We start from the raw sequence: 19556 nt of genomic DNA, 5'->3' as shown, positions 1-19556 counted from the left end.
TTTCATATGTATGTTTATTTAATTGCCCCTTTTGTTAAACCTTGTTGCAACTGCTTCTGACCTAAAAATAATAAAATTAAAGTCGGAATCACAATAACTGTAACTCCTGCCATCACACTGCCCCAATCTGTTGCAACTTCCTGAGATTGAAGTTGTTTCACCCCAATTTGTACGGTTCTAATTTTCTCATCATTCGTAACTAGGAGAGGCCATAAATACATATTCCATGTTGTTAAAAAGCTATATACACCTAGTGTTATAAAACTTGTTTTACAATAAGGAATGACAATACGGAATAAAAACTTCACATGGCCAATCCCCTCGATAAAGGCAGCTTCTTTTAACTCATTTGGAAGCGTCATAAAATGCTGACGTAATAAAAAGATTCCAAAAGCAGTTGCAAAGAACGGAACCGTCATTCCAGTAAATGTGTTAATCCATCCAAATTGTTGTACCGTTAAAAAGTTCGGTACCATCGTTGCTTCCCATGGGATAAGCATCGTTGAAATAAACAGAAAGAAAATAAAATTTCGTCCTTTAAAATTTAAAAATACAAATGCATAAGCAGCTAAACTTGATACAACAAGCTGCCCAATCATCACTGCTGTTGAAACTATAAAACTATTGTATAAATAAGAAAACAGCGGTACTTTCTGAAAAATATGTACAAAATTATCGAATGTAAATTGTGTCGGGAACATCCTTCTCATTTGAATGTCTTCTGGCGTCATGAACCCTAGCAAAAATGCGTATAGAACTGGAAAAAAGACCATCACTGCGCTTATGGTAAGCAGTATGTATAAAAGAATATGTTGTTTCCACTTATTCGTAATCATTTATAATGCACCTTTCTCTCTGCAAACTTAAATTGAAGTAATGTGGCAAGAAAAATGAAAATAAATAATACCATTGCCTGTGCACTCGCTGTACCAAATTGATGATTCGCAAAAGCTTCTTTATAAATAGAGTACACAATTAAGTTTGTTGCATCGTTTGGTCCACCGTGCGTTAAAATATCAATCTGTCCAAAGCTTTGAAATGCACTAATTAAAGTAACTGTTATAATAAAAAATAATGTAGGAGATAGCATCGGTAATGTAACGCGCCGAAGTTTATGTAAATAGCTAGCACCATCAATAGATGCACTCTCGTATAGAGTCGTATCAATATTTTGCAAACCACCTAATATAACTAAAAATGCAAACCCCGTATTTCCCCAAACTGTTGTAACTGATACAGAAAATAATGCCCAATCTGGACTTGTTAGCCATGCAATTGCAGGAAGATTCATCGAACCAAGTATATTATTGAATAAACCGACACTCGGATGGAATAAAAATAACCAGATTACTGCGCTAGCTGCTACTGAAATTCCCATTGTTGAAGAGAATAAAACTCGAAACAAGCCTATTCCTTTTATTTTTTCGTTTGCAATTAAAGCAAGAAACAGTGCAAACAAAATACTAGTTGGAACTGTATATAATACAAAGAGTAAAGTAGATTTTATGCTTTTATAAAAAGTTGGATCAGACAATAAATATTGATAGTTTTCCAGTCCTACGAAAAGATTTGCCTCACCATGAACATCTGTTAAATAAAAACTATAATAGATAGTACGAAATAATGGATAAAACAAAAAAATTGTAAATAATATGATGGAAGGTGCTAAAAATAACAAGCCTGTGCGCAAATCTTTCGTACGGCCCCATAATGCCTTTTTTCTTGAAACTTCTGTTTGAACAGGTAAATTTTCTACCTCAATCATTATTTCGCCACCGCCTTCAACTCTTCTTCGGCAACGAATCGAATCCTTTCATTTGTATCGTTATGAAAGAAACATAGTTTCTGTACTGGAAATTGCAATTTAACTTTATCACCTTTTTTCAAAATAAGTTGTCCGATTACTTTTGCACTCCATGTTTTTTCATTTACTATAAAATTTAAAATTGTTTCATTTCCTAATACTTCTACAGATTGCAGTGTAACTTCTTGGCCATCTTCAGCTAATACGATGTGTTCTGGACGAATTCCTAAGCGCACCTTTTGTTCTGAAAACTGTTGTAAATGCCCCGAAGACAACGGGATTTGTAATCCATCAACATGTAATCCCCCCATACCTTTATCTACGATTCCATTACCAATATTCATGGATGGTGAACCGATAAAGCCTGCAACAAATTCATTTGCAGGATAGTTATATATATCGAGCGGTGTGCCTACCTGTTGTATACTCCCTTTGTTTAACACCATAATGCGATTACCCATTGTCATTGCCTCAATTTGATCATGGGTCACATAAATCATCGTAATACCTAGTCGCTGCTGGATCTCTCTAATTTCAATGCGCATTTGTGCACGCAACTTTGCATCCAAGTTAGAAAGAGGTTCATCCATTAAACAAATTGGCGCTTGACTTACAATTGCTCGCGCCAGTGCAACACGTTGTCTTTGTCCACCTGATAATTGACCTGGTTTCGACTTTGTATATTCCGTAAGCCCTACCATTTCTACTGCTTCTATCAATCGTTTTTGTCGTTCCTCTTTTGGAATTTTCCGTATTTTTAATCCAAATAAAATATTTTCTTCTACCGTCAAATGTGGATATAAAGCATAATTTTGAAATACCATTGATAGATTTCGATTTTTCGGTTCTAAATCATTTGCAACATTTTCGTTAATAAGTAACGCCCCAGAAGTAATTTCTTCTAAACCTGCAATCATTCGCAATAATGTACTTTTCCCACACCCAGAAGGACCAACTAGAACAAAAAATTCACCTTTTTGAATCTGCACCGACACATTTTCAACTGCTATTTCCTTTGAATTCTTATAAACTTTTGACACATCTCTTAATTCAATCATCAGTTTGCACTCCTTTTTTGTTCTTATAACCATACTTCACAACGGCTTATTGAAATCTGCTTTACCTGTAATCTCCGCCTCTTCTTACGTTTGAATGAAGCTTCCTGCAATAATAGGAAAAAACACCTTCTCTACTAGTTACTTTATAAAGGAAGGGTTCCTGAAATATTGATTTCCCTCAGCTTTTTACGTATTTCTAATATGCATGTAGGCAAATTTAAAACACCAATCTACATAGAACAACCTTCTTCTCGCTTAACCCCTATAAACTAGAGTAAATGTAAGAAATATAAATAGATTGTTATATGTAAGCGGGTGTTCTCAAATGTTCTCTACCCTAGTTACGTTGTTACCTTTACTATATTACTTATTTATTAAGTTAGTTTTGATGATTTGTTAACAAGATGTTAATCACATGTTAATATTTTTTTGTTTTTTTTTACAATTTTCACCACATTAATTATTTATTTCTCACTATAAAGTTAGTTATTTCTTTTCTTACAGCGACACAAATTAAATAGAAATAATTTATAAAAATACTAAATTTCCTAAAAATACTTTTTTCCATATTTTTTCTATAATAGTATATAATATGATAGAATTTTATAAATTTATGAAAAGATTAAGAGGCGATATGGGATGAAAAGGTATATTAAAATAAAAGGTATTGGTGTATATGTTCCAAAACGAAAAGTAGATTCTTTTGAAATAGATCGTATGTTAGGAGTCTCTGAAGGCTGGACTTTAAAAAAAGCTGGAGTGAAAACGAGATACTTTGTCGATGAGGAAACTTCTTCTTATATGGGAGCTGAAGCTGCAAAAAAAGCTGTAGCAGATGCGAATTTAACATGGAAAGATATCGATTGTATCATCTGCGGAAGCGGAACAATCCAGCAGGCAATTCCTTCTACTGCATCACTTATTCAAGAACAACTTGGGCTACAGCATTCTGGTATTCCATGTTTTGATATTAACTCAACATGCTTAAGTTTCGTAACAGCACTTGATACAATTTCTTACGCAATTGAATGCGGGAGATACAAAAATGTGGTTATCATTTCTTCTGAAATTTCTTCTGTAGGATTAAATTGGGGACAAAATGAAAGCAGCATTTTATTCGGCGATGGCGCAGCGGCCGTTGTTGTAACCAAAAGTGATCACACTTCTTCCATTATAGCTTCTCATATGGAAACGTATAGCTCTGGCGCACATCTATCGGAAATTCGCGGCGGGGGAACGATGATTCATCCTAGAGAATATAGCGAAGAACGAAAAGAGGATTTCTTATTCGATATGAATGGCAGAGCTATTTTCAAATTGTCCTCTAAATATATGTTAGATTTTATCGAAAAACTACTTATGCATACAGGTTATTCGTTAAATGATATCAATTTAATTGTTCCACACCAAGCAAGTGGACCAGCTATGAAACTAATTCGTAAAAAGCTAGGCGTCGATGAGGATCGCTTTATGACTATTTTTGAAGACTATGGGAATATGATTTCTGCATCCATTCCGTTCGCTCTTTTCGAAGCAATTAAACAAAAGAAAGTGCAACGCGGAGATAAAATATTATTACTAGGTACTTCTGCTGGGCTTTCTATCGGAGGCATTCTCCTTGAGTACTAAGAAAACAGTATTAATTACTGGCGCACGCGCACCAGCAGCATTGCATTTATGCAGGCTGCTTAAAAAAAACGGACATACCGTCATTATTGCAGATAGTATTCCTTATCCATTAAGCAAAGTTTCAACGAGCACTGATTATTTTTATGAAATTCCTTCTCCAAAATGGAAAACAGATGAATGTATCTCTGCACTACAATTAATTATTCAAAGTCATGATGTAGATTTACTTATTCCTACTTGTGAAGAAATATTTTATATATCCAGACATAAAGAGAAATTAAGCCGATTTTGTCATATATTTGTAGACGAATTTCAGAAACTTGCATTACTTCATAATAAGTGGGAATTTGTTCAGTTAGTAACGAAATTAGGTTGGCAAGTTCCTGCAACATATAGAACAAATAACGAACAAATCATACAGGAAATGATTCAGCAAACATCACCCGCCACTCCTTTTGTGTTAAAACCTATTTTCTCTCGTTTTTCTGACAAAGTAGCGTTTATTACAAAAGAAGATATTGAAAAAGGCATCACGATGGACAAGAAAAATTATATCATTCAAGAGTTTATAAAAGGAACGCAGCATTGCTCCTACAGTATTGTACAATCTGGGAAGGTATTAGCTCACTCTGTTTACAAAACGGAATTCACGGCGGGTTTAGGTGCTACTATTGCTTTCGAGCATATTAACCATCCAAAAATTGACCAATTTGTTGAACATATCGTAAAGGAGCTAAATTTCTCTGGGCAAATCGCCTTTGATTTTATCATTACAGAAGATGGAGACGCTATTCCGATTGAATGTAATCCACGTACCACAAGTGGATTACATTTATTCGACGAAGAAGTAGTATCCGCTTTTTTTGCTAAAAAGGTGAACAATATGCGCATTCCTAAGCACAACTCCCAATGTGCAATTCGATTAGCAATGCTTTTATACGGAACTCCTTACTTAAAAAGCAAACAAACACGTAAACGATGGTGGAAAGTCCTATGTTCCTATCCAGATATTATTTATAGTCGCTCTGATAAAAAAACATTTTTTTATCAGTTTTATAGCATGTATAAATTATGGCATGAAAGCTATAAACATGGACGGACTATTTTGGAGCAAACAACATATGACATATCATGGGACGGTGAAAATTTATGAAAACGCTAGTAACTGGAGGAACTGGTTTTCTGGGACAAAAACTTGCTTTTCGATTAGCGAGTATGGGTTATGAAGTAACAGCAACCGGGAGAAATAAAACAATCGGAAAATTATTAGAGCGAAATGGAATTGAGTTTGTCTATTGCCCTCTTGAAGACAGGCATAGTGTTCTACAAGTTTGTAAAGATAAAGACTATATCTTTCATAGCGGTGCCCTTTCTTCTCCTTGGGGCAAATATAAAGATTTTTACAATGCGAATGTATTAGGAACAAAGCATATTATCGAAGGAAGTCAAAAATCTGGTATAAAGCGCCTCATCCATGTATCAACACCGAGTATTTATTTCTATTATGATGAACGACAAGATGTAGTAGAAAATGCGAAACTTCCTGATACATTTGTAAACCATTATGCGAAAACAAAGTACTTAGCTGAGCAATCTATTGATCAAGCATTCAATCATGGTTTACCTGTTATCACGATACGCCCACGTGCTTTATTTGGTCCAGGAGATAACGCCATTCTCCCGCGCCTTATTAAAGTATGTGAAAAAGGTGCTCTACCAAGAATCGGTACAGAAGATGTACTCGTAGACATTACCTATATCGATAATGTTGTAGATGCCTTACTTCTTTGTATGCATTCACCTAAACATACATTAGGTCAAAAATATAATATAACAAATGGTGAACGTGTAAATTTATATGAAGTAATTGAGAATGTGATGAAACGCCTTGGTAAAGAGGTTCAATATAAAAAGATTTCCTACAAAGCCGCTTTTACAATTGCCGCTATACTAGAAGGTATTTCAAAAACCATTTTACTTGGAAAAGAACCTATTCTCACAAAATATACAGTTAGTGTACTTTCAAAAAGTCAGACTTTAAGCATTGATAAAGCTCAAAAAGAACTAGGCTATGCTCCGAATATCAGCATAGAAGAAGGAATCACAAAATTTGTAGAATGGTGGAAAACACAATGAAAATCAAATCTTTAAAGCTATACGATACAGGATATTGTACACACCCTGAAAAAGTTGCATATTCCAAGGGGAGTTGGAGGCAAATTAGCTTTCCAGCTACAGTGGGGTTACTTCAACATCCAAGCTTAGGTTATATCTTGTTTGATACCGGATATGCTCGGCACTTTAAAGAAGCAACAAGAAAATTTCCTTACTCTGTATACGCTAAACTTACCCCTGTTCATTTTACAGAGGAGCAATCTATTAAACAGCAACTACTTCTTGATGGCATCCAGCCAGAAGAAATTAAATATATTATTCTTTCTCACTTTCACGGTGACCATACAGCAGGGCTACCTGACTTTCCGAAAGCAAAAATACTAACCTTCGCGAAAGCTTATGAAGATATAAAAAAGAGAAGTAAATTTGGTGCTCTATTAAAAGGTTGCTTAAAAGACACATTACCAATTGATTTAGAACAACGGCTGACATTCATTGATCAAATCCCACCATCAAGCTTACCTCCTACATATGGAAAATTTGAAGAGGCTTATGACGTGTTTGGTGATGGTTCATTGCTCGCTGTTGATTTAACGGGACATGCAATTGGACAATTTGGTGTATTCGTCCATTTACATAGTAATAAAATTGTTTTTCTTTGTGCAGATGCAGTGTGGCTAAGTAAAACGTATGAAAACCTTGTATTTCCAAGTAAGATCGCCAATCTTTTAACTGGGGATGCAAAATCTTATCGTCTCAACATTGAAAAACTACATCATTTATCGCAAATATCACCTGAAATTGAAATTCTTCCAACTCATTGCGAACGCACATGGAATCAAATTAAAGCAGGGGTGTACTATGAATAAATTACGAATTCTCCAGCAATATTTGAAAACAAAATATCGCTTACGATTTTCAAATCGCGAACAATTGGAACAATTTCATAAACAACAAATAAAAAAACAACTTTTGTTCACTGTAGAGATGTCTCCTTTCTATCGCCAGTTATATACACCTTTTTCAAAAGAAATCGAAAAAGGGAACTTGGCTACACTCCCTATCATTAATAAAGAGGTAATGATGGAAAATTTTGATACATTAAATACAGTTTCTATTTCAAAGAAAGAAGCCTTTCATGTGGCATTTGAGGCTGAAAAGACCCGGAATTTTTCTCCGACTATTCGTAATATAACTGTTGGGCTATCATCAGGCACTAGTGGAAATCGCGGAGTTTTTCTCGTTTCTGAGGAAGAACAAACGATGTGGGCTGGTTCTATTATCGGTAAAGTACTTCCTTCTAGCATTCTACATAAACACACTATCGCTTTTTTCCTACGAGCGAACAGCAATTTATATGAAGCGACAAAAAATAAGCGAATCTCATTTCATTTTTTTGATTTACTAGATTCGTTTCAGCAACATATCGCTCGACTAAATGAAATAAATCCATCTATTTTAATTGCACCTCCTTCTATGTTGCGAAAAATCGCTCATTGGCAACAAGAAGGACTTATTATGATTTGTCCCAAAAAAATTATCTCTGTAGCAGAAGTACTTGAAGATATTGATAGAGAGTTTATCAGTACAATTTTTCAACAAACAGTACACCAAATTTACCAATGTACAGAAGGCTTTCTTGCTACAACATGTAAACATGGTACATTACATATCAATGAAGACCTCGTTCATATTGAAAAAGAATACCTAGATCAGGAAAGAGGGATATTCGTTCCTATTATTACTGATTTCATGAGGAAAACACAGCCTATAATCCGCTACCGTCTCAATGACATATTAATTGAGAAAAAAACAACATGCGCCTGCGGCTCTCCCTTCTTAGCCTTAGAACGAATTGATGGTCGATGTGATGATATATTTATTGGGATAAGTGAATTGGATAAGAGTGAGATATCTATTTTTCCTGATTTCATTCGAAGAGCAATTATGTTTGCATCTAATGAAATTCAAGAATTTAAAGTGATTCAGCACAGCACAGACAAAATTGAGATTAAACTTAAAGTACCACCTGAACATTTCAAATCATGTAAATCTATCGTAATACAGGAGCTACATACACTATGGGCCACTAAAAAATGTGTTGCACCACACTTTTTCTTTTCACATTATGATATTCAGTTATATGATAAAAAACTAAAAAGAATAGAAAACCTTATAAAGCATGGTGAGAATATATGATTAAGCTACATGATATTCATTCTCTACACAGCATCGACTGGACCACAAAACGAGATGGAGCATATGTAAGAGACAGCTTCCTACCACTCTTACAAAATGACATTACAGCATTTATTGAAAATGTTAATACTCAACTTTTTCTATTAGAAATTGATGATCTTGTATTACCAGTTACTGTTAATCATGAGGAGTTTGAAAATTCATATGTATGTTCTCCTTATACACATTACATATCCTATGCACTAGAAGAGTTATGGGAATTAAAAAAACCGTGGTTAGAGAAGTTACTAACCTATCCGATTCATATTATCGGAAGCTGGCTACGACGAACGAATATTAATAAAGTAATTATAGTAAATAATTGGATGTTATCAACAAATCTTTACCATTCTATCAATAAACAACAAATCGAACAGATTACGAATTTACTTGTTGAGAAATTTCCAGAGCATACAATTTTATTCCGTTCTTTAAATAGCGAATTATACCCTACAATTACACAAGCATTGTCTACTGTAGGTTACAATAAAATTATGTCTCGTTCTGTATATTTATTTAATCCAAAAGACTATAAAAAAATGAACCGAAAAGCACGAAAAGACTTATTAAATGATAAAAGTTTATTAAAGAAAAGTAATTATGAAATAATTACGAATGAGGAGTTAACAAAAGAGGATATTTTACAGATTTTCGAGTTATACAATCAACTATATATCGAGAAATATTCCGATCATAATCCAATGTTTACACCAGCTTATTTATGGAACGCACTTCAGCATCATTTATTTGAGATAAAAGTTATAAAAAAAGAGGGGATAATTGATGGTGTCATTGCTTACTTTATTAGAGATGGAGTTATGACAACTCCTATACTCGGATATGATACAAACTCTGATCAGCAACAAGGCTTATATCGCATTCTTTCCCTCCTTATTACAATGGATTCTATCGAAAAAAATTTAATTTGTCATTGTAGCGCTGGAGCTGGAGAGTTCAAACGAAATCGTGGTGCAAAACAGCAGATTGAATACAGCTATATATATAATGACCATTTGCCACATAAACAACAAAAAGTCTGGAGAATCTTAAGTTGGATATTAAATACATGTATAGAACCGATGGCAAAAAAACATCGCTTTTAAATAAAAAAGAGATAAGATTCCCTCTTATCTCTTTTTCTATACCCTACATTATTCTGTAGATTGTTTGATAGTTTCATTTGCTCCTGCTACTCTTAGCATATTTGCGATTTCTTTAAAACCACGATTTTCCGCATGCTCTAGTGGAGTAACGCCGTCTCGATCTGCCATATTTACATCTGCCCCATGATCAATGAGTAACTGAACAATTTGTTTATGATTTTCACTGCCATTTCCAAGAACAATTGCTTCTAGTAATGCCGTCCAACCAAGGTCATTTCTATAATTCACATCGATATCTGTGCGACCTACTAGCTCTTTTACAACTTCCACATGTCCTCTTTCAGCCGCTGGAATGAGTGCTGTTCCACCATGACGATTTGTTTCTCTAATATTTGTTCCTGCATCAATTGTTAGTTTCACAATATTAACATAGCCCTCTTTGCTTGCATAAAGGAATGGATTTTCTTTATTTTCATCTGGCAATTCAATGTCTGCACCCGCATCGATCAATGCTTTCACTGTCTCAACATGATTATGATACGTCGCTGCCATTACAGGTGTTTCTCCTTTATCCCCTGATACATTTATGTTAGCTCCATCTTTTATTAATTTCATAACTGTTTCTGTATCGCCTAGTGTTGCAGAAAGTAATAATTGCTTATCCATTAAATTCATATTCTTTTTCTCTTTGTTCTCTTCTTCCTCTTTATGCGTCTTCTCTTGTTTCTTTTCATTTTTCACTTGAACCGGTTTAGATTCAACCTCTTCTTGCTTCTCACAAGCTACTAGCATAATGAAAAGCCCTAACAACATAAATAATAAAAAATTTTGTTTCCTCACAACTACAGCTCCTATGAAAGATAATGTTTTTTTAACCATCCCTTCATCACATGTAACAACTCTTCTTCAATAGATTTATCCATAAGCCCCTTATATTCCTTCATTAATCGAATCATTGTATGCTTATGTTCATAATTTCTTAAAATATGGTTCATGTTCGGAATGATATGCCACTCTGCTTCACCATTAACATATGAAGCAATCAGTTTAGCATGCTCAGGTGGCACTTGTATATCACTGTCTCCCGTAATTGCTAAAACAGGACATGATACTTGCTCTAAATATGTAACTACATTATATTGTAACTGTTCTCTTAGCCATTTTGCATTCACTTTCGTACCTTTGATCCATATAACAGCTTTTGTTGAATGTTGCACCTTTTTCATCAGTATTTCATTTTGCTTTCTTATATGCTGCGGAATTTTCAACATTTTAGATAAACACCCTCTGAATCCTGACGCTATTTCTAACTCGTTAGCAACTTTATCTACTCGTCTCTCGAGCAACAATTTAGATGGTTCTGCTGCACCAGCAAGTAATATTAATCCCGCAACTGATTCTCTTACGTAGACAGCTGGTGCAAGCAACGCTCCCTCACTATGCCCCGCAATAATAACACGTTTCGGATCTATTTGCGGATGATCCTTTAAAAATCGAATCCATAAAGCAGCATCATTAATAAAATCTGTTACCCCTGCTTTATAGTAATTCCCCTTACTTTTATGAGTACCACGTTTATCATAACGAAGCACTGCAAATCCTAAAGAGGTAAAATAATCAGCTAATTCTTTATATAAGTTTAACTGTAAACGACTTGTATTTCCATCACGATTTCCCTTCCCAGTACCACCAATCAACATAATAACTGGATATGTTTCTGAATAATATGTAGGAATTGTTAATGTTCCTTGAAGTGTAAAGGCACTTTCAATTGTCACAAACAGTTCTTTCCCCATTTCTATTCGCCTCTCATTCTTTTTCAGGAATGATAATCGTTGCAATCGCTCTTCTTTCCTACTATATTCTATGCCTATATTATCAAAAGTAAGAACAGGTATATAATCCAAACAGCTGTTGAAAATGATTCAACAGCTGTTTGGATTATATGAAAAAAATCTATTCTGTTACTTACGATGAAGTTGCAATAATTGTAATATCAAGTTTTCCGTATTTCCATCATCTCTTATTTCTTGTGTAACCTTTCCATCTTCCATAAAGAGAATCACATCTCCAATATCTGCTGCTACATCCATCATATGTGTAGAAAAAACAATGATTGTACCACTTCTCTTTATATCTTTTAATAATGTAACAAATTCATTTACCCAATATGGATCTAAACCATTTGTTGGTTCATCTAATAGTAGTAATTTAGGCTTGGCGAGCCACGCTTGTCCAAATAAAAGCCTTTGTCTCATTCCTTTTGATAGTCTGTGTAAACACTCGCTTTGCTTCTCTTCTAATCCAAGTAATGCAATTACTTCCTGAACTCTCTCTTTTCCTACCTTTCGAAAAGCTGCATAGAATGATAGAAACTCTTGTACAGTCATAGATTGTTGCGCATGAAAGTCATCTGGCATATAACCAATTTCAGCTACATATTGCCTTCTATTTTTACGCAATTCTATGTCCTGTAACCTTACTGTTCCAGATGTAGGTGAAGAGATTCCTGCTAATATATTAAGGATCGTACTTTTCCCCGCTCCGTTTCCACCGCATAGTACAATACATTCCCCATCTCTACCGTGTAGCGAAGTAGGAAATAATGCCGTTTTCTTTTTATACTGCTTACAAATTCCATCAATTTGCAATACCGTCATTGGTTTCTTCTCCTTTCTAGTCGCCAAACAGCTAATAATAAGAAGATTACTGTATAGATCGCACTATACATAAAAAGAACTATAACTACTGCCCCACTCTGAAAAAATATCACAAGCTGATCATAGGATTGTCCAAATACTGCCCCTCCCCCTAATTGAATAACAAATATGATTCTTAGCAGTTCAGCCGGATTACAAAACACAAAAACTTTTATAAGCGATGCTATCATCGTATATGGAACAAGATTAAGAATACTAATTACTGCCGTAGGCCACATCATAATGAGTAAAAACCAAACTGCAATTGAAATTGCTAACGCTTGCCACCTTGTCAAAGAAAATGCACCAATTGTTATACCTAAAACTATAAAAAAGAATATAAGAATAATAGAAAATAAGTAAATTGCTAGTATCCAGCTACTTTTAAACATACTTCCACTTAATAATCCAATCATTACACCACTTCCAAAGCTAAGTGTAAAAAGAATAATTTGCGCTATAAATTGACCAGCAATCTTTCCTATTACATATGAGGATGTAGTTAAAGGATATGTACACAGAAGCCGCCATTGTCCATTTTCCATCTCATTTGCAATTGAAAATGATCCTGCGATTAACATAAATAAAGGGATAATGTATAAAATTAAGTTTAAAATTGTTCCCATTGTGTTCGTATATCCCACTAAGGATGGTACATTCCGTTCCATCAAAAATAATAAAGAAAGTATTACAATCCAAAGTAATAAAAATGTATACGAAGACTTTTCTCTTACTGTTCTACGCCACTCTGAATAGCATATATTCCACATATCATCACCCTTTTTATAGAAAAAGACAACCGCCTAAGGTTGTCTTTTATCCAGCTATTTGTAGGCTATAAAGCCTCTTTCCATTTTATTTTATATTAATGAGAGTGCCCTGAGTTATTCTCTTTCCCATGTTCCTTCTTCATTTTCCCCATCATTTCTTTATTCATTTCCCATTTATGATCCGTTAACTCTTTATATGAAAAGACTTTTCCAGCATGTTTAGATACAAAGTTTTCAGCATCTTTTTTCTCTTTAAAAGAAATTACATTGTATGCCATTGGCGTTTTAATTGTTTTATCATACACATAAGTAGCTTTATCTAATGAAATCCAATCCTTTGTATGATAATCTCGAACAAATTTTTCTTGTGTTTTTTCATTTTTATGTTCGTCCATCCATTTATACATACAACCAATGTCATCAAATTTTAGCGCTTTACCATTTTCTAAAATAACTTCCGTTGCGAATTGATTATCCATTACTGCCATATTACAAACATCACACTTATCATTTTTTTCATCGACCGCGACTGGCTCTGCGCCCTTCTTTCCACACCCTACCACTGCAAATACTAGACACATACACATAACAAATACAACATGTTTTATTTTCATCAATACTTCCTCCCTAAAAAGAACAATATACTTCCCATAAGCAACATACTTACACTAATAATCCAAGCTTCAAATTGACTTTCTGTACCTCTTTCTATCTTCGAAAACTGCATACTCATACTTGGTTTATAATCAATTAACATCGATTCATCTGGAATTTTGATTAAATTTTGTAAAATAAGCATCCCAGGCGAATGAAAAAACAACTGGTATTCAGGAATATCCTGCGTTAAAACTAAAAAAAAAGAATCAGCCTTATAAGGTAATGCACTAATACCTGTATGATTTAAATCTACTTTTAAAGCACCATCCCAATAATTACGATGAATTACATTATTCGTGCTTTTCGTAGCTTGTGAGCCATTGATATTACTTAAAAAGGTATTCTCAGCTATTTCATTTTCATTTGCATTTTTTAATTGCACTCCAATAAAGTTATTTGTAACGATGTTTTTTATAATCCGATTATCTTTCGCCTTTTCAACATACATTCCCACTCTATTGTTAGTAACTTGATTCTGCATAACTTCCGTTTCTATCGCATCGTACAAAAGTAATCCTTGCGCATGAACATTTCTTCTATTATTGATAAATTGATTTCCCTTTACAGTCGTTCTTTTCGTACCCATAATCATCGCACCAGTTATATTATATTGTGATATATTATTGCTCACATTCGTACCATCAGAATACATAAGGTGAATACCATAACGAGATTGCCTAATGGAATTTCTTAATATTTGATTATTATCACTTTGCTCTAAATAAATCCCATCCCTTACATTTTTCATTCGAACATTTTCAATTTGATTCCAATGGGACTTCCATAAATCAATTCCATTACCGTTAGCTTCTCCTAGAATACTGCTATTCTGGATTTTCGTATTTTGAGTACCTTCCAACTTCATCCCAATTTGCTGTGTACGAATTTCTAAATCAGTGAAATTATGCCCGACTCCTGCAACATATACAGCGGCTGTTCCCTCTCTTTTCTTACACTGCTCTATTTTTAGTCGTTTAACAGTAACATTTTCCCCATTCACCTTAATAACAGGTTTATTACCACAAAAACGAATCTTCGTATTTTTCTCTCCTTCCAACGTAATAGGTTTTGATATTTCAATCGCTTCATTATACATACCATTTTTTAGCTTTACAGTTCCGTACGCAGGAGTATCATCAATTTGTGATTGAATTGTTGTTTCAGCATGAATACGAAATGGGATACAAAGTAATACAAAAAATAAGAGAAAAGAAAATCGAATCATTTTCATATGTAATTCCCTTCTCTATCAAATTCTATTCACTTACTCATTTAGGAGAATACCAAAAATTTGTGTGAGATTTGTGTGAGATTTGTGAAAAAACAATGCATTTTTTGTAATAAATGGAATTTTCACTAATAAAAAAAGATGTGTAGCAATTTCTACACATCTTCTATCATTCGCAGCCCGTAATCAATAAATCATCTTCTAACTTAAGTAACAATGTATCCATATCAATTTCCTGACCAATCTCTATATTTACAGATCGTATATGACCACTAATTCCCACTGCTACTTTCTCCAGTGTTCCGTCATTTTTTCGAATCGTCATTAATTTTTCCCATTCATATACGTAAGATAATTCATCAACGAAAATCTCTTCTACTCTTCCTTTATATGAACTATAAATCTCTTCAATCATTGCTTCCATTCAAAATCTACTCCCTACTTCACGCTTCTCTATTTTCTCATCTATTCTATCACTCCTGCAATAAACACCTTATATTTTTAAAAATTCAAAATAAAACTCATGAACAAAATGAACAAAATAACGATTATGCGTTTAATAACGTTATTTTTCTAATTATTTACCATACATACTCCATCCTTTATGATAAATAAAAAGGTTTTTCTGAATTTTCAGCATTTATTGAAAGCGCAATCATTTTCAGAGGGGGAGATTACATGTTAGCAGTACTCGGGTTTGCGATGGTCTTTGTCTTTATGTTTTTAATTATGACCAAACGTATATCAGCATTAGTTGCATTAATATTAATTCCTATTATATTTGCATTAATTGGAGGATTTTATGCAAATGTAGGACCAATGATGCTAGACGGGATTAAGAAATTAGCACCAACTGGTATTATGCTTATGTTTGCCATTTTATATTTCGGAATTATGATTGATAGTGGATTATTTGATCCAATCATTAGTAAAATCTTGAAGATTGTAAACGGATGCGCATAACGAATCCCATCTTTATTTCCTACCACGATAAAATCGGCATCTGTTTCTACTCTTATTTTCTCAACAATTGGTTGAATAATAGCAGATGGGTTTTCTTTCTGAAATGCTTCTTGAATTTCAGGTATGGCAGCAACTGTTTTTGCGACGTGTAATGCCCTTTTACCAATTTGCTCTTCCACCGTTTCAGATACAATATAGTAAAAAAGAAAGCTCGTTAAAACAATAACAAAGAAAATGAGTGTACCAATCGTCAATGTAATTCCTGGCTGTAATTTTAATTTTTTAACCTTCAAAATCATTCCCCTAACTTTCATTGCCCATTACTCTGTATAATCTCCTTAATACAAAGATCACAATATGAAAAATAGCTTATAATATATTAGGAAACCTCCTTAAAAGATGTTGTACAAAATCTACATACTCCCTTTCTTCATCACTACTATCTCCCTGATTCAGCCAATAATCCCCATCTACTAAATCAAACATTTCAATAGCAGTTATTTCCTGACAATTAGCATGTTGCAATACCATTTTCATCGGCTGTAAATCATCATCCCAATTAAAATGTAATACAAAAGCATGTAACAATTCCGGAGTATTTAATTGAGTCAAATAAGCATTTACTTCAGCAGGTTCTCCATACAAACAACCATCGATGATTGCTTGTTCGCTTTCTGTTAATTTCAGCCGAATAGCTCCTTTTGTTTCCAATAATAAATCTGCTATTTCAGGATTATGTCTTGCTAAAAACCAAGGAGTTTTCTTTATCCCGGCTGGATGATTCAATTCCACTCCATTTTCGATTAAACACTTTACAGCTTGTTTATTATTAAACTTAATTGCTTTAGTAAGTACTGACTCATGTAAACGATCTGTTATGCCTGTTTTCGCCCCGAAGGCTAGTAACTCTTTGAATATTTCAATAGGAGCCTTTTTTACAATTACGTAATGCAAGGAGGTTCTTCCAAACTGATCTTGTTCATTTATATCCACCTTTGGCATAGCTCCTATCACTTTTTCAAGATTTTTACTCTTAATTGCTTCAAACAGTATATTCATTTCATCCACCACTTTCGAACTAAAGTCTCTTTTTTACAGAAAATACTGATATCTACAAATGGATTAAGCCCTTTATCAGTAAAAAAGGATACCTCACAAAAATCAATTAAGCTTATTCAAATGTTAAAAGTTAAGTAAAACTAACATATTTATTGTACTCGTATATCTACTTCCTACACAAGAAATCCCAACTGAAATGCTGTATTACGTTATCTAATTCTATACTTCCTTCAAGCTGGTTCTCTTATCTCTTTTTCTTATTTACAGCATCCAATATAAATACAAACGCTAAATTTTATTTATTATTCAAAAAATACCCAGTAAAATAGAAAGACACGGTTATAAGAAAGTAGGGCGAAAAATGGAGTCAAAAGAACTTTTATTACAGGAAATCGTAATCATTGAAAAATGGGAGAAAGAACAGGAAGATCTTTGGTTCTTTGAAAAGTGGGGGGAAATTCCATTTGCTATTCTTGATAAGTTAACTCCTAAGTTTATCCATAAAAAAATTAATATTTTACTAGATGAGCTCATTCAATATCTCAATTCTGGAAGTAAATATTTAATTCATCCACAAACAACAATAAAGAAATTTGAAAACGCAGCTTCTTTAACAGATGTTCAAAAATTCCCTTTAAGTGAGATAGATACAATCGTTGATAAAATTATCGAGAATAGAAAATCTGTCGCAACTGCACAAGGGGCCACAACCGGTTTTGGTGGCATTTTTACCCTAGCAATTGATATTCCAGCTGTTTTAAGCATGTCACTAAACGTTTTGCAAGAAATTGCAATTTGCTACGGTTATAATCCTGAAGATATTCAAGAGAGATTATTTATCGTAAAATGCTTACAATTTTCCTCGTCTGATATTGTAGGAAAACAAACCATTCTTCATGAATTAAAACATTTTGATGCTCGTGTCAATCACGACGACAGTATGTCCCAAATTAAATCATGGCGCGAAGTGTTTACTGTATATCGTGACAATTACGGTTGGAAGAAGCTATTTCAGATGATTCCCATTGCTGGTATGATTTTTGGTGCTTATTTAAACCGAAAAACAATTGAAGAAATTGCAGAAGTAGGGAAAATGTTTTATAAGAAAAGAAGGGTACTAGATAGACTAGAAGGAATGAAATACACTTCTAAATAGTGTCTAAAAAGGTGGGCTGGTGCAAAGATATAATAAAAGAGAATATACCCATATATTTCTTGCACCAGAATCCCTCAAAAATTATCAAAGATCTTTCTACGTTTTTCCCCTTTAGAGAAGGTAACTCTATTTAAATATAACCAAAATAGAAATCACATCGTTCCCCGTATCAGCAAAATAAAAGGAATTAAGAATACTAACACATTTAATACGATCCCAATCTTTGCTCCATTATTTTTATCTACTTTATAAGAAAAAATAGCTAAAATAAATCCAATAGGACAAAGAAATAAAGGTAAAACAAGAGAAATCCCCTGAAATACAGTTAAAATAATTTCATTTATAAAGTTAACTATGAGTAAGATCAATAGAACTGGTATTAAAATCGATATACTTGTAGTTACCCTACTTTTTTTTAACAAAATATTCTCCTTTTTAATAAAAATATATTTATTATTAATTGAACATCTTCTTCCGCTAAAAAATATACCATAATTGGAAATATTAATGGTACAAAAAAACACTAAAGTAACTTAAAGAAAATAAGATATTATTTCCTTTCAGGTGTTTCACCTTTCTAATTTTACAAAAAAGAAAAAGCACCTCACTCTTAACAAGGCGCTTTAGCAATTATACTTTTTATTTTATACACGTACAGCTGTACCACTAACAGCAACCATTAACATTCCATCACGAACGACCTCGTAGTCTACATCAATACCAACAATTGCATTTGCACCTTTTTGCTTCGCAAGAGTTTTCATCTCTTCCATTGCAATATCACGAGCTTCTTTTAATTTACTTTCATATGCACCAGAGCGGCCACCGACAACGTCACGAACAGAAGCAAATAGATCACGTACAATATTTGCCCCCATAATCGCTTCACCGTTTACAATATCGATATACTCAATAATTTCTTTTCCTTGAATCGTTGAAGTTGTTGTTATAATCATTACTGACACTCTCCTATAATATCTAAAAATTTACTGGTATTTCTTATACCTTTATTATCACATTAAAATAATAAATGAACTATCTAATAACCTTACATAAAGATGACAGGTTTGTAAGATT

The 19556-nt window shown here is 33.5% G+C and carries 20 protein-coding genes and 2 pseudogenes; 8 read left to right on the top strand and 14 right to left on the bottom strand.

Annotated features, from left to right (window positions below; translation table 11 throughout):
• Nucleotides 1–14 precede the first annotated feature (14 nt).
• From NSQ40_RS02925 to NSQ40_RS02915, 3 genes are read right to left on the bottom strand one after another with little or no spacing between them, the layout of a single operon-like run.
• Complete coding sequence (locus NSQ40_RS02925) at nucleotides 15–836, bottom strand: carbohydrate ABC transporter permease (protein WP_098716137.1); 822 nt, start codon at nucleotides 834–836, stop codon at nucleotides 15–17.
• On the bottom strand, nucleotides 833–1765 hold the full coding sequence (locus NSQ40_RS02920; protein ID WP_097786921.1) for a carbohydrate ABC transporter permease: 933 nt from the start codon (nucleotides 1763–1765) through the stop codon (nucleotides 833–835). Before NSQ40_RS02920 ends, NSQ40_RS02925 begins: the two co-directional genes overlap by 4 nt.
• On the bottom strand, nucleotides 1765–2862 hold the full coding sequence (locus NSQ40_RS02915) for an ABC transporter ATP-binding protein (RefSeq protein ID WP_141525825.1): 1098 nt from the start codon (nucleotides 2860–2862) through the stop codon (nucleotides 1765–1767). The genes NSQ40_RS02920 and NSQ40_RS02915 overlap by 1 nt, the downstream gene beginning before the upstream one ends.
• 639 nt (nucleotides 2863–3501) lie before the next feature.
• On the opposite strand from NSQ40_RS02915, the gene NSQ40_RS02910 reads away from it, so the two are divergent.
• The 6 genes from NSQ40_RS02910 to NSQ40_RS02885 are packed head-to-tail and all read left to right on the top strand — an operon-like array spanning nucleotide 3502 to nucleotide 9947.
• On the top strand, nucleotides 3502–4491 hold the full coding sequence (locus tag NSQ40_RS02910) for a beta-ketoacyl-ACP synthase III (protein WP_003194997.1): 990 nt from the start codon (nucleotides 3502–3504) through the stop codon (nucleotides 4489–4491).
• Nucleotides 4481–5644: an ATP-grasp domain-containing protein gene (locus NSQ40_RS02905; RefSeq protein ID WP_258248431.1), complete on the top strand. Its 1164-nt coding sequence runs from the start codon at nucleotides 4481–4483 to the stop codon at nucleotides 5642–5644. Before NSQ40_RS02910 ends, NSQ40_RS02905 begins: the two co-directional genes overlap by 11 nt.
• The gene (locus tag NSQ40_RS02900; RefSeq protein ID WP_018765606.1) at nucleotides 5641–6627 is read left to right on the top strand and encodes an NAD-dependent epimerase/dehydratase family protein; all 987 of its coding nucleotides are present in this window, start codon (nucleotides 5641–5643) and stop codon (nucleotides 6625–6627) included. Before NSQ40_RS02905 ends, NSQ40_RS02900 begins: the two co-directional genes overlap by 4 nt.
• Entirely contained in the window at nucleotides 6624–7475 is an 852-nt protein-coding gene (locus NSQ40_RS02895) for an MBL fold metallo-hydrolase (RefSeq protein ID WP_018765607.1), read from the top strand. The genes NSQ40_RS02900 and NSQ40_RS02895 overlap by 4 nt, the downstream gene beginning before the upstream one ends.
• Nucleotides 7468–8805: a F390 synthetase-related protein gene (locus tag NSQ40_RS02890; RefSeq protein WP_033795864.1), complete on the top strand. Its 1338-nt coding sequence runs from the start codon at nucleotides 7468–7470 to the stop codon at nucleotides 8803–8805. The genes NSQ40_RS02895 and NSQ40_RS02890 overlap by 8 nt, the downstream gene beginning before the upstream one ends.
• Nucleotides 8802–9947, top strand: coding sequence for a hypothetical protein (locus NSQ40_RS02885; RefSeq protein WP_258248430.1), 1146 nt, complete (start codon nucleotides 8802–8804; stop codon nucleotides 9945–9947). Before NSQ40_RS02890 ends, NSQ40_RS02885 begins: the two co-directional genes overlap by 4 nt.
• 48 nt (nucleotides 9948–9995) lie before the next feature.
• Here the strand turns inward: NSQ40_RS02885 and NSQ40_RS02880 are convergent, their stop codons facing one another.
• The 7 genes from NSQ40_RS02880 to NSQ40_RS02850 all read right to left on the bottom strand — a co-directional run bounded on the left by NSQ40_RS02880 (nucleotide 9996) and on the right by NSQ40_RS02850 (nucleotide 15725).
• The gene (locus NSQ40_RS02880) at nucleotides 9996–10826 is read right to left on the bottom strand and encodes an ankyrin repeat domain-containing protein (protein WP_018765610.1); all 831 of its coding nucleotides are present in this window, start codon (nucleotides 10824–10826) and stop codon (nucleotides 9996–9998) included.
• Entirely contained in the window at nucleotides 10799–11743 is a 945-nt protein-coding gene (locus tag NSQ40_RS02875) for an alpha/beta hydrolase family protein (RefSeq protein WP_098187796.1), read from the bottom strand. The genes NSQ40_RS02880 and NSQ40_RS02875 overlap by 28 nt, the downstream gene beginning before the upstream one ends.
• Before the next feature lie 168 nt (nucleotides 11744–11911).
• Nucleotides 11912–12607 (bottom strand): ABC transporter ATP-binding protein, encoded by a 696-nt coding sequence (locus tag NSQ40_RS02870; protein WP_033795862.1) that lies wholly within the window; start codon nucleotides 12605–12607, stop codon nucleotides 11912–11914.
• Nucleotides 12604–13416, bottom strand: coding sequence for an ABC transporter permease (locus NSQ40_RS02865; protein ID WP_098187795.1), 813 nt, complete (start codon nucleotides 13414–13416; stop codon nucleotides 12604–12606). The genes NSQ40_RS02870 and NSQ40_RS02865 overlap by 4 nt, the downstream gene beginning before the upstream one ends.
• A gap of 95 nt (nucleotides 13417–13511) precedes the next feature.
• Nucleotides 13512–14030 (bottom strand): nitrous oxide reductase accessory protein NosL, encoded by a 519-nt coding sequence (locus NSQ40_RS02860; protein ID WP_003195015.1) that lies wholly within the window; start codon nucleotides 14028–14030, stop codon nucleotides 13512–13514.
• A complete protein-coding gene (locus tag NSQ40_RS02855; RefSeq protein WP_097786854.1) occupies nucleotides 14030–15304 on the bottom strand; it encodes a right-handed parallel beta-helix repeat-containing protein in 1275 nt (424 codons plus the stop codon). Before NSQ40_RS02855 ends, NSQ40_RS02860 begins: the two co-directional genes overlap by 1 nt.
• Before the next feature lie 166 nt (nucleotides 15305–15470).
• On the bottom strand, nucleotides 15471–15725 hold the full coding sequence (locus tag NSQ40_RS02850) for a hypothetical protein (protein ID WP_341286058.1): 255 nt from the start codon (nucleotides 15723–15725) through the stop codon (nucleotides 15471–15473).
• Nucleotides 15726–15979: 254 nt separating this feature from the next.
• On the opposite strand from NSQ40_RS02850, the pseudogene NSQ40_RS02845 reads away from it, so the two are divergent.
• Nucleotides 15980–16255: pseudogene (locus tag NSQ40_RS02845) on the top strand (citrate transporter); the annotation flags it as partial.
• Here the strand turns inward: NSQ40_RS02845 and NSQ40_RS02840 are convergent.
• Together NSQ40_RS02840 and NSQ40_RS02835 are read right to left on the bottom strand one after the other, a co-directional pair.
• Nucleotides 16210–16563, bottom strand: a pseudogene (locus NSQ40_RS02840) (histidine kinase); the annotation flags it as partial. The pseudogenes NSQ40_RS02845 and NSQ40_RS02840 overlap by 46 nt on opposite strands.
• A gap of 70 nt (nucleotides 16564–16633) precedes the next feature.
• Nucleotides 16634–17323, bottom strand: a complete 690-nt coding sequence (locus NSQ40_RS02835) for a DUF4274 domain-containing protein (protein ID WP_018765616.1) — start codon at nucleotides 17321–17323, stop codon at nucleotides 16634–16636.
• Nucleotides 17324–17684: 361 nt separating this feature from the next.
• Between NSQ40_RS02835 and NSQ40_RS02830 the strand changes: the two genes are divergently transcribed.
• Nucleotides 17685–18479: an EcsC family protein gene (locus tag NSQ40_RS02830; protein WP_258248429.1), complete on the top strand. Its 795-nt coding sequence runs from the start codon at nucleotides 17685–17687 to the stop codon at nucleotides 18477–18479.
• Between the two features lie 152 nt (nucleotides 18480–18631).
• Here the strand turns inward: NSQ40_RS02830 and NSQ40_RS02825 are convergent, their stop codons facing one another.
• Nucleotides 18632–18901, bottom strand: coding sequence for a hypothetical protein (locus NSQ40_RS02825; RefSeq protein ID WP_033795860.1), 270 nt, complete (start codon nucleotides 18899–18901; stop codon nucleotides 18632–18634).
• Between the two features lie 222 nt (nucleotides 18902–19123).
• Nucleotides 19124–19435, bottom strand: a complete 312-nt coding sequence (locus NSQ40_RS02820; protein ID WP_000587631.1) for a heavy metal-binding domain-containing protein — start codon at nucleotides 19433–19435, stop codon at nucleotides 19124–19126.
• Between the last annotated feature and the right edge of the window lie 121 nt (nucleotides 19436–19556).

The organism is Bacillus sp. FSL K6-6038, assembly GCF_038050455.1.
GTDB lineage: Bacteria > Bacillota > Bacilli > Bacillales > Bacillaceae_G > Bacillus_A > Bacillus_A pseudomycoides.
The sequence above is the reverse complement of the archived record's forward strand: the minus strand, read 5'-3'. Positions and strand labels throughout refer to the sequence as shown.

Excerpts from the sequence above, each read along its gene's own strand:
- NSQ40_RS02880 (WP_018765610.1), bottom strand. The coding sequence starts at position 10,826 with ATGGTTAAAAAAACATTATCTTTCATAGGAGCTGTAGTTGTGAGGAAA.
- NSQ40_RS02820 (WP_000587631.1), bottom strand. The coding sequence starts at position 19,435 with ATGATTATAACAACAACTTCAACGATTCAAGGAAAAGAAATTATTGAG.
- NSQ40_RS02900 (WP_018765606.1), top strand. The coding sequence starts at position 5,641 with ATGAAAACGCTAGTAACTGGAGGAACTGGTTTTCTGGGACAAAAACTT.
- NSQ40_RS02865 (WP_098187795.1), bottom strand. The coding sequence starts at position 13,416 with ATGTGGAATATATGCTATTCAGAGTGGCGTAGAACAGTAAGAGAAAAG.
- NSQ40_RS02910 (WP_003194997.1), top strand. The coding sequence starts at position 3,502 with ATGAAAAGGTATATTAAAATAAAAGGTATTGGTGTATATGTTCCAAAA.
- NSQ40_RS02920 (WP_097786921.1), bottom strand. The coding sequence starts at position 1,765 with ATGATTGAGGTAGAAAATTTACCTGTTCAAACAGAAGTTTCAAGAAAA.
- NSQ40_RS02885 (WP_258248430.1), top strand. The coding sequence starts at position 8,802 with ATGATTAAGCTACATGATATTCATTCTCTACACAGCATCGACTGGACC.
- NSQ40_RS02875 (WP_098187796.1), bottom strand. The coding sequence starts at position 11,743 with ATGGGGAAAGAACTGTTTGTGACAATTGAAAGTGCCTTTACACTTCAA.
- NSQ40_RS02870 (WP_033795862.1), bottom strand. The coding sequence starts at position 12,607 with ATGACGGTATTGCAAATTGATGGAATTTGTAAGCAGTATAAAAAGAAA.
- NSQ40_RS02895 (WP_018765607.1), top strand. The coding sequence starts at position 6,624 with ATGAAAATCAAATCTTTAAAGCTATACGATACAGGATATTGTACACAC.
- NSQ40_RS02890 (WP_033795864.1), top strand. The coding sequence starts at position 7,468 with ATGAATAAATTACGAATTCTCCAGCAATATTTGAAAACAAAATATCGC.
- NSQ40_RS02855 (WP_097786854.1), bottom strand. The coding sequence starts at position 15,304 with ATGAAAATGATTCGATTTTCTTTTCTCTTATTTTTTGTATTACTTTGT.
- NSQ40_RS02915 (WP_141525825.1), bottom strand. The coding sequence starts at position 2,862 with ATGATTGAATTAAGAGATGTGTCAAAAGTTTATAAGAATTCAAAGGAA.
- NSQ40_RS02925 (WP_098716137.1), bottom strand. The coding sequence starts at position 836 with ATGATTACGAATAAGTGGAAACAACATATTCTTTTATACATACTGCTT.
- NSQ40_RS02835 (WP_018765616.1), bottom strand. The coding sequence starts at position 17,323 with ATGAATATACTGTTTGAAGCAATTAAGAGTAAAAATCTTGAAAAAGTG.
- NSQ40_RS02830 (WP_258248429.1), top strand. The coding sequence starts at position 17,685 with ATGGAGTCAAAAGAACTTTTATTACAGGAAATCGTAATCATTGAAAAA.
- NSQ40_RS02850 (WP_341286058.1), bottom strand. The coding sequence starts at position 15,725 with ATGGAAGCAATGATTGAAGAGATTTATAGTTCATATAAAGGAAGAGTA.
- NSQ40_RS02860 (WP_003195015.1), bottom strand. The coding sequence starts at position 14,030 with ATGAAAATAAAACATGTTGTATTTGTTATGTGTATGTGTCTAGTATTT.